The following is a 9707-nucleotide window of genomic DNA, read 5'->3' on the forward strand; positions in this document are numbered from 1 at the left end:
GTGGTGGAATAAATGGCTCAATATATTCCCATTGGCTATCGGTAATATCTGTAGACATAAGAATTCAAGATCAAATGAGCCTGAATTATAGACGACCATAATTAATCATTTATGAGATGGCTTCTAGCCTGAACTTGATAAAAGGTAGAAACAAATAATAGAAAGTGTATTGTCAGTATTGCCAAGCAAGCCAGCAGATCACGCTGACGTTTAACCAGCTTGTGCGCAACCACGTTTCTAAGATCGACTACACCGTACTCTGCCTAAAACCAGCCGTTACCACAATGCAGAAATTGATGGATCAACGGTATTGGCACTGTCAGTCTGATCTCATCAGTGTGCGTTGATAAACCAGTGCCGATAGCGCCAAATCCCCCATGGCATGGCCTCGAAAAACAAACGCATTCCGGTCACAATCACGATTTCGGCCCTTAAGCTTTCCCAGAACCAGCTGGGATAAATCGCCTGTAACATAATCAGGCGGCATCAGTTTATTGGGCATGGCGGCCTCCTGCGCCATATCGTCGATAATGACCTGATCAAGCGCTGAAAAACTCTGTTTAATCCAGGGAACTGCAAGGTCCGTAATCGCAGCAAAGGCTCCCGGTTTGAGCCAGTCAGCATCCAGGAAAGGGGCCACGCCCCCGGTATGCGTCACCGAGCTGATGACAATATCGGCCCCCGTAACCGCCTCTTCTGCCGTATTACAGGCCACTGAAGGCAAGGACAATTCGGCGGCCTTGGCGCCAAGACGTTCAATGTTCATGCGTCCCCTTCCGAACAGTTGAACCTTCTCAAGCGGAAACAGCGTTGAGAAAGCCTGCAAATGGCTGTTAGCCTGCACGCCACAACCGATAAAAGCGATAACCGACGCATCCTTATTCGCCATATGACGGGCCGCAGTTGCACTTAAACCAGCAGTTCGGACAGCCGTGATCCAATTGCCATCCAGAATGGCAATCGGTAAGCCGGAATGGCTATCCAGCAGAGTGACAAGGCCATTGATCAACGGCAGCCCCTGTTCGGGATTGCGAGGATTGAGAATCACCGTTTTTACGGCCAATACCGAAGGCTCATCAGCAGCAGCCAGGGCAGCCATCATGTAGCGTCCATCACCTGGCTGGATAACAGCCTTGGGGGCGCTCCAGGCATTTTGCTTGTCACCACTCAGAATCAGCGCTTCTATACTGTCTATCACCTCATGAGTCGTGAGCCCCAAGCCTGTGAGCTGCTCTTCAGAAAAGTAAGGAATGGACGTGATGATAGACATATAGATCCTCTCTGGGTTGGCCTGATATTACCGGCAGTAAACGCTGAAGTGTTCAGTTGAGTAGCTACATTTTGACTCTGATCAACCTTAAAAAGTTTCCTATTAGCGAGAGAAATTTTTATAGTCTGAAAACAGTAAAGTCACCGTTCCAGGCAAATACTCAAACCAGTATGTGGTGCCCGTCACACCCGCGTTTGAGTGTTTAACCTCGATCACGATCAATGTACACGAGACTTAATTGAATAGACGTGACTCATTTGATTCACAGCAATGAGCATGAATGGTTATTGGGTGTCTCTGTACTTGTTCCCATTAACATAAGCCAAAAGACCAAACAGGGTAACCATGAAAAGGGCGATAAGCCCCAGAACACCGAGTCCCTTATTGAGCCACGAATGCCCTAACCACTGCAGATAATGTATTTTATAGAGTGCACGTATAATACGTGTATCGGTTCCCGTTTGTTGAAGCGCCAACCGTGGCCAATCCACCGATATCTCAACGCCGGTGTCTGTGAACACCCTGTCACCTTCCACCGTAACAATGCTTCCATAACGTTCTGGATTGACGGAAATAGCATCATTCACCAACGCCTCCAGCGCCTTCTTTGAGGGAAGCGGTCTTTCCTCCAAGGTTTCCAGATCAAGTTGCTGCCAGCGTCCATCCTGCTGAACAATAAGATGGTATCCAAGAATACTTTGCTTTATGGATATTTCCTGCCAACGGGCCTCAGGGGTTATCGTCATTGGCCTATCAATGGCGTAGTGCCTGATGGGTAGCGTTTCATACGCCGCTTCGTAACCTGGCTTAATCAAAAAGATCACACCGGTCAGTGCCCATAGAAATAATGGTATCAACATAATGATGCCTACAAACCGATGTACTTTCTTTGAGTTCTTCATGAGATATAGCACTAAACGCACACTTCCTAATAGACCACATAAATAAACGGCATCAATATTATGTGTAAACATGAATATTAAAAAGTCTATACAGTCAAACACTCAGTCAGTTTTTTATATCGTTATGAGTTGAAAACGCAGCAAGCACTTATGTGTCATGCATATTGACTCAAACAGCAAATGGGCGTCACCCTCTGTCTTGTAACGGGTGTCTACTACCTGTGAATGCTGCAGTTATGCTACCCGGAACGGGTATTTCCACAACAACTGTGTTTCATACAGCATGTGGAGCCCCTTTCCTCGCACCTGTGTGTTAAAAATCAGACAAGCTCTGCACATGGTGCTTTATAAGCCACTTCAATGTCGCCCAGTGGATTGCAACCATTCTACCGTTTGCTTCATAGCATTCGTGTGGCAACTTTTATTTTACAGACAGTCAGAGCATCGCATTGATAACAATTTCAGCGATTCTGTTTTCATTCGCTTTTGCGTGCTGACCTGTCGATCCTTCATACGGTGATTCATCCTTCTGCTTAACAACATTCTGGAGAACACTGGAGGCTTTTCGTCCGAATTGATTCGCCTTTAGAAATAATGATGCGGTTTCCATATCCCGGCAATAAGGCGCACAGGCATTATAGGTCGCGAGTCGCTGCTGAATTCTTTGGGGATTTTCCATCCTTTCCGGATATAAATAGGCATGATAATCATCCACATTGAAACAGACACGCTCGGAATACTGAAAACGCCCGAGTTGACAACTTTCAATCAATCGCCGATGCAGGTCATGATCAGGCAACAGCGGTTTATCGACATCTTTTTCATCAATGCCTTGATCCCAGGATACCCCCCTCAATCCCCGGGCCTCAGCAATTAAAACCAGTGAATTCATATCGTCTTCTGTGACCCAGACATCGTTACTGCCCAGCCGAACCACCTCTTGCGCACCCGCAACAAAAAGCTCATGGAACGCCATGGCCGAACCACTCGCACCCATGGGCGCATAGGCAAAGAAGAAGTCTTCATCCACCCCGCCGCACGTCACTTTGCCTGTTATCACCCCAATCCCCCAGGATTGTATTTCCACACAGGGATTGTCCAGAAAATGAGAGGCTAAACGAAGGGTACGTTCGGGATTCGAACTGACGATACCTTTTTGAGGGACAGGTGTTTTAATAATAATATTTTGTTCGATCGTGAATAAACACTGCTTCATCAGTAAACCCTAATCCCCAAGACTCAAACACGGTTTGAATGGGTCATTAATGAAATAAAAAGTCTATATTACGGTTCGATATTGAAAGTAGGATAAATATACCACTCTTCAGACGCATAAGATTAGTGGGCGTATGCGTGACATGCAATACGACTCAAATGGCTGCCAGCACTCGGCCGGCAGTCATCAACATTAACGGTATCAGGATTCAAAAGGCATGCAGGTATCGTGCGAGGCTGGCCAATGCCAGTCTGCACCGCTGAGGAAAGGAATCTTGCACTGCTGCCAGTCAGACGGCACGCGTCCGGCACCTGAAATATCATCAATAGCCTTGGCGTAAAGCGCCCAGCGCCCGGGGAAGTAATCGTTTTCATCCGAGACGATATAGGCCGGGACATATTTCAACGCAGCGAAATAGGGGGAACCCTTGGCGCCGATAGACTCCACCGTGTCACCACCCACCATCGCGTCATACGCCTCAAACAATGCCTGTACCGAGGTCGTGACGGCATTCTGGATCACCTGTCGGTCGGCCGCTGGCAACGCATGCAGACGCCCATCGCCATAGGCATTGAAGGTGTCCCCATTCAGGTTTTTCACCACCGCGCCGGATTTATTGAATTCATCGTGATAGACCTGTTCATAACGCGCCCACAGCCACCAGCTGCCCCGGTCACTCTCAAGAAAATCCGAACGCTCCGTTGAAAGGTCGGCAATGGCCGGCAGTTCGCCCTGCACGGTGACCTTGCCATCCGCCGCGCGCTGGCCGCCACCGACTCGCATCACGTTTTCCATCCACTGGTAGGTGCGGGTGTTTTGCAGGGATTTGTTCTTGATCATGCCGTGCGACGACTCACCACGGTTGGTCACCACATGGCCAAACGCAAACAGGTCGACCAGACTGTGCAGGGCGTTGGCCTCATAGTGCAGCGCCGTGACCCAGTATTTCGGATCATCTTTGGCTTTGGCTGCATTCAATAATGCCAGACGGTGCATGCCGGTATACCAGGCGACACCGGCACTGGAAAAATGCCAGTCGTTGACGTTCGCGATGCGAAGCATTTCATCGCCCCACCAGCCCGCTTCCTGGTATTCATCGTTATTGGCCGTATTGGAGGAATTATTGCCCAGGCTACCGAAGGGAGGCACCACACCCGATCCAATGGCGCGGAGGTAGGTCTCGGAAGCTACCGGTTTCGGGCAGTAAAAATCCTTGTAGTAGACATTTCCCCGTTCAAACTCAACATTCTGAATATCTTCGTTGGAGAGATAGCATTTACCCGAGGCTGAACAGTGTGTCGTGCGTCGATAATCCCCGTAAATCGCCGAGAGCTCCCCCATGGAGAATGGCGCCGCCTGGCTCCCGCTATAAGCAGGCACATAAAACACTTTATCCGGCAATCGCCCTCTTTCCGGAATCCTGATTTTTTTGTTGTAGTCCAGTTGCATGTAGGTATACCAGTAGCAGTTGTCCTGCACGGCGGCTTTACTTTTATCAAAATCATTCGTGTTATTCGTATCGAAACCCGCCGCCAGGGTCTTGGCTGATTTCAGAAAGCCCAGGTATTCATCCGGATTCTGGTTCGCAAACAGTGCTTGTGAGGGCAACACGACCGATGCGGGGATCTCCACCTGAGCAATCCCGCGGTCTGTAATCAGTTTATGTTCTTCGGAATTAAACGCCTGAGTCTGGCTGACAAACGATACCCCTAACACCCCAATGGCAAGACATCTTTTTACTTTCACTGACAGTCGGTCCCCGTCACAACATCCACACTGTAACCAATACCGAGAACGGTTCTGTTTTTTTAAACACACAGATCCCTGCCGTTAAAAAACAGTTCACCTGACAGGTATTGGTGAAGAAATGGAATTACATTAATAGATAGATACGGCAAGCCTTATCTGGATAAATAACTTTCTACTTTTTTATTTTTATAATTTTATTGTCCAGCACTCTAGTGACATGCTGACTCATACTGAAATCAATTGATACTCACACCCCATTTTATTGAGCAGTTCACGCTTTATTTTTATTTACCATTACTTGACGATTCGTAGACATTTTATAATTATTTGCCACTTTAAAATCATAAGTACTTACACCTAATCGGTATAAACACCTCTACTGCTCCATCACTCCAAGACGTCATCTTGAATTTGATTCGGGGACCATCACGTAGCCATTCATCACACGTATTCTTGCGATCGGTGTTACTACCTCACGGTTATCGACTGACTACAACCATGACAGTGGACGTGTTGGTAGGGCCGGTTTGATAACCGGCCCTGTTTATCAGGAGAATGTCGTTAATCGACCCATTCCCAGCGCTGGGTGCCGTCACCCTGCGCACTCCAGAGATGGGCATCATGACCATTGATACCGGGACCATAAAGCGGATCCTTGATATCCAGCGCCCTGCCGGTGTTCTTCTTCAACAGGAAGCGTTGCTGGTCATCGTAAATCCACTGTTGGTTGGTGCCCAGGTGGCAGTTCCACAGGATGATTTTGGTGCCCTTGCCGGTGTTACCGCCACTGGCGTCCAGGCACATGTTCGGATCCAGTGCCGAATGAATCCGGCCAATGTCATCCTGGTACCAGTACTGGGAATCCGCACCATGGCAGCTCCAGGCGTGGGCCTGGGTACCCGGTGAGGTGCTGCGACCTTCCAGATCCAGGCAGGCGCCGTACTTGCTGAATTTCAGCTTTCGGTACTGGGGCTTGGGGTCCATCTGCGGATTGGAGAACTGCCAACGCTGGGTACCGTCCTGCTGTGCATCCCAAAGGTGGGCATTCCTGCCCTGGGTGACAACCTGCGGATCTTTAATGTCCAGCGCCTTACGGGTATCCATCTTCGCCAGCAGGCGACCGAAGTTATCTCGCACCCACTTCTGGTTATCCTGGCCATTACAGTTCCACAGCACGGCCGGCGTACCATTGCTGGTGCCGGCACCGGCAGCATCCACACACAGCTCAGGATTCAGCGCAGAGCGAATCTCCTGCTCCTCGGTGTAGAACCAGAACTGGGAGGCCGCAGCATGACACTGCCAGGCATGCACCGGGACACCGGGTTCGGCACGGCGATCCTCGATATCCAGACAAACATCGTAGCTGGAGAAAATCAGCTGACTGGCCGCAGCATCCTGTGCTGGCAGTTCCGGCAAACTACGACCATCTGGCAGCCACTGGCCTTCGCTGGCGCGATCATTGAAGTTGATCCAGACGGCCTGACCATTAGCGGCATCCTGCAGGCGACGGTTGTAGTAGCCGCTTTTCGGCACACCAAAGGCGAAGTAATTGCCGAATTCGGTTTGACAGCTCAGCTGACCCAGATCGAAGGTGCCGGTGACGCTGGTGATGCGCCAGTCGCCACTGCGCTCATCCTGGCAGGCGAAACGGTACTGTTTTGCACAGCTATCGTCATTCCAGCGACCATCCGCACGTTGCACAGCACAGTCCTCACCGCTGCCGTAGTCATTCGGCTCACCACCGCCCCAGCTCCAGACATTGCTGTAGAGACGGGCATCATTGGTGGTCATCTTGTCGTAGCCAAAGAGGCCAAAACCGCAATCGGTCAGGGCTTTCGCCTGGTCCGCATTCAGCTTCCGCCCCAGACCGACACCGGTGGCCAGGTTAGTCTGATCTTCATAGAGACGGGTCAGGCGCTGATCCATCTGCTCGGCACTGGTGCCGCCGAAATCACAGCTCGGGTAACCAGTGAAGCGACCATCGAACACCGACTGGTTGGAACGGATAAACCCATGATTCAGCTGCTTGAGCGGGTGGCCAGACGGCGCACCATCAACCCCGATCAATACGATCTGTTTCCCCTGGGACAGGATGTCCATCGGGGTCAGCTGATCCGGAAACGCCGCACCTTCATAAGGCACCGGCAGCATCAGTTCAGTCAACTGCCCAAAGTCGGTAAACATCTGGTCATAGCGGCCATCCGCATGATCCTCGACATAGAGCACCAACACCTCATTCCGGTTTTCCGGACGGCGCAGCCACTGATTGATTTCATTGGCGGCTTCACTCAGGTACTGGTCTTCCACATGGCAGAGGGTGTGGCACAGTTTGATATTGCCACTGGGTCCGTACCACCAGGTATCAATCTCGAGCATGCGGGCACCGACCTCAAGCTGGGCCTCCAGTGTCAGGTAATGGTTAGGGTCGGCGAGGTGAAGTGGGTCACTCCCTTTGTAATCGGTAGCGTTGTAACTGTTATGGGTCCCGGGCGACTTGAACTTGCCCAGAGGTTCCCAGAGGGTGAGTGTGCGCTGGTCTTTCAGTCCCTGCTTCAGCCAGGGATCCTGGCTTTCAGCCTGGGCGGTAGCCGTCACTGCGGTCAGGGCCAGCAGTGATGCCCAATGGCGGATTGTTTTTTTCATAGGCTGTAACTTTTATTGTTATTGGTAACCTTAACGAGTGAATGCCAATACCTGAAACCCCATCAAACACCCTTGCTCGAGCGGATACTCAAACAGCCAGGGTGAGGAAATCGTGGAGGTATTCAGGGTATACGGCAGCATAAGGAGTCCTTGTTATTGTTCTTTTGACAGACTCTTCGATCTAGAAGCACCATACTTCGATCGTATTCATATGAGAAGCACAAACGAAGTAGTACCATAGTCTATATACAAAAAAGAATGGTGGAAATCCCCACGCACAATATTCAACGTTCAGAGTATGCATCCTCCTGCAGTGAAACTGTTCTGGTCTATTCTGACATTGTTGGATGCTTGGACTGCCAGAAGAATCACCGACAGGGCAGTACGCATCGTATCATCCCCCTGTTTTGGGTCACTATCCAGGTATCAGTACCAGGAAAAATTCATGGATGGAAACGGTAGCACTCGTTCAGGTAGCGCTGGAAGCACACAGATTGCAGAGGCATACCGCCACACGAGTTTTGACCGGTCATTTATTCCCCTGAAGGGGGCCAAAAGAGCCTTTTTCCGCATAGTGAATAAGATAGTACCCAAGGTGATTCTGGATATTCTCTCACCTGTGGATACGGAGCAGATCAGTAAAGGGTTGAGAGACAGAGGCATTCGTGTCAACGATAAACAGCAGATACGACAAATTGCCGATGTCATGCAATCCAGGGTTTGTATTGGCATGACAGATGTTATGGGGATAGTAGGTTCCAACTATACTCCCGTGCCCACCACCTGTAGTTGCCAAATAGCAGGCATTACCTGTGACTACAAACTGCCGAAGCATGGCCGCTACACACCCGTCTTCTATGATCAAGTCACTAAAAACCAATCGCCAGCAGCCATTGTCAATGCCGGCTCACTTGATGGACATATTGGTGGCGGCGGCCTGAATAAGATATTTGCTTCTGTTGCCCCGTTTACGGGAGCGTCTCACCGCAAAAGGCAGTTCAAACGAGAGCTCAATGAGCGTCTCCTTGTGCAGGGTGCCGGAGAGAACCACATCACAACGTATGATTTGAGCACTCAGGATTCTGGCATGAAAAGCGTGATGCTTTATAAAACGATAGGCAACCATGCCGGTTCAGTGGCCGTTTATGAGTACAGTGAACACCCTCACGGCAACACCGCCAACCAGGCCATGGTTTATGTTATTCCGCCGAGACGCCGTGACTACACGACAGACAAAGCATTTCTTACCGCTGTTGAACAGACCGCCACCAACATGATTACCGTATATAACCATTACGCCAGTCAAAAACAAACCAATGGCGAGACTGTCCCCGAGCTGCATATACACGCATTCAGCGCTGAGCGTTATGCAGGATCAGTCCCGCCAGCAGCGATCACCAAAGCCATACTGAGAGGCGTACACGCCAAGTGCCAAACACTTTCCCAAAACGGTACTCTCCACATTCCTAAAATGCAGTTTTCAGCTCCTTTTGACCACTCACTCTCTCACTTCAGCACTGACGCACATTATTTAGATTCGATCACTCCTATCACTATTGACCAGTCCCTGCCTGAAGATGACAAGGCATTTTTAGCCCTTCTCAATGGTGACGGCCGTATCAATGGCCACACCAGACAAGCGGTCAGCAATTACCCCTTTTCCAAACTAGAGGCTGCTCACAACTACATCCAGGCGATATTTCCGAACAAAGTCCAGGGCATGGCAGAAGCACCATTACTGAGCCCTACTTTGCTCACAGTATTAAACGCCGCAGAAAACAAAAGCGCTTTAAAAAAATACCTGATTACCACCTAACATAAGCCATTCTCCCGTCTAAACTTACGACACTGGTTTTCCTTGGGTTAGGAGACGTGTCATGGCCAGGAACAAAATCCAGTTTCAGAAAGGCATGAGCCTTGTGGAATT

General features: G+C 49.9%; 6 protein-coding genes. 1 reads left to right on the forward strand and 5 read right to left on the reverse strand.

Going from position 1 to position 9707, the window contains the following annotated elements; genetic code table 11:
• Positions 1-319 precede the first annotated feature (319 nt).
• The 5 genes from KHS78_RS22010 to KHS78_RS22030 all read right to left on the reverse strand — a co-directional run bounded on the left by KHS78_RS22010 (position 320) and on the right by KHS78_RS22030 (position 7780).
• Positions 320-1270, reverse strand: a complete 951-nt coding sequence (locus KHS78_RS22010) for an ornithine cyclodeaminase family protein (RefSeq protein ID WP_211831166.1) — start codon at positions 1268-1270, stop codon at positions 320-322.
• A gap of 284 nt (positions 1271-1554) precedes the next feature.
• Positions 1555-2244, reverse strand: a complete 690-nt coding sequence (locus KHS78_RS22015; protein ID WP_211831167.1) for a PepSY domain-containing protein — start codon at positions 2242-2244, stop codon at positions 1555-1557.
• A 364-nt stretch (positions 2245-2608) separates the two neighbouring features.
• Positions 2609-3259, reverse strand: coding sequence for a nucleoside phosphorylase-I family protein (locus KHS78_RS22020; RefSeq protein ID WP_211831168.1), 651 nt, complete (start codon positions 3257-3259; stop codon positions 2609-2611).
• Between the two features lie 330 nt (positions 3260-3589).
• Complete coding sequence (locus tag KHS78_RS22025; RefSeq protein WP_211831169.1) at positions 3590-5134, reverse strand: hypothetical protein; 1545 nt, start codon at positions 5132-5134, stop codon at positions 3590-3592.
• A 564-nt stretch (positions 5135-5698) separates the two neighbouring features.
• Complete coding sequence (locus tag KHS78_RS22030; RefSeq protein ID WP_211831170.1) at positions 5699-7780, reverse strand: ricin-type beta-trefoil lectin domain protein; 2082 nt, start codon at positions 7778-7780, stop codon at positions 5699-5701.
• A gap of 445 nt (positions 7781-8225) precedes the next feature.
• Between KHS78_RS22030 and KHS78_RS22035 the strand changes: the two genes are divergently transcribed.
• Complete coding sequence (locus tag KHS78_RS22035) at positions 8226-9596, forward strand: hypothetical protein (RefSeq protein ID WP_211831171.1); 1371 nt, start codon at positions 8226-8228, stop codon at positions 9594-9596.
• Positions 9597-9707: the final 111 nt, after the last annotated feature.

Source organism: Kistimonas asteriae (assembly GCF_018263925.1).
GTDB classification, from domain to species: Bacteria; Pseudomonadota; Gammaproteobacteria; order Pseudomonadales; family Endozoicomonadaceae; genus Kistimonas; species Kistimonas asteriae.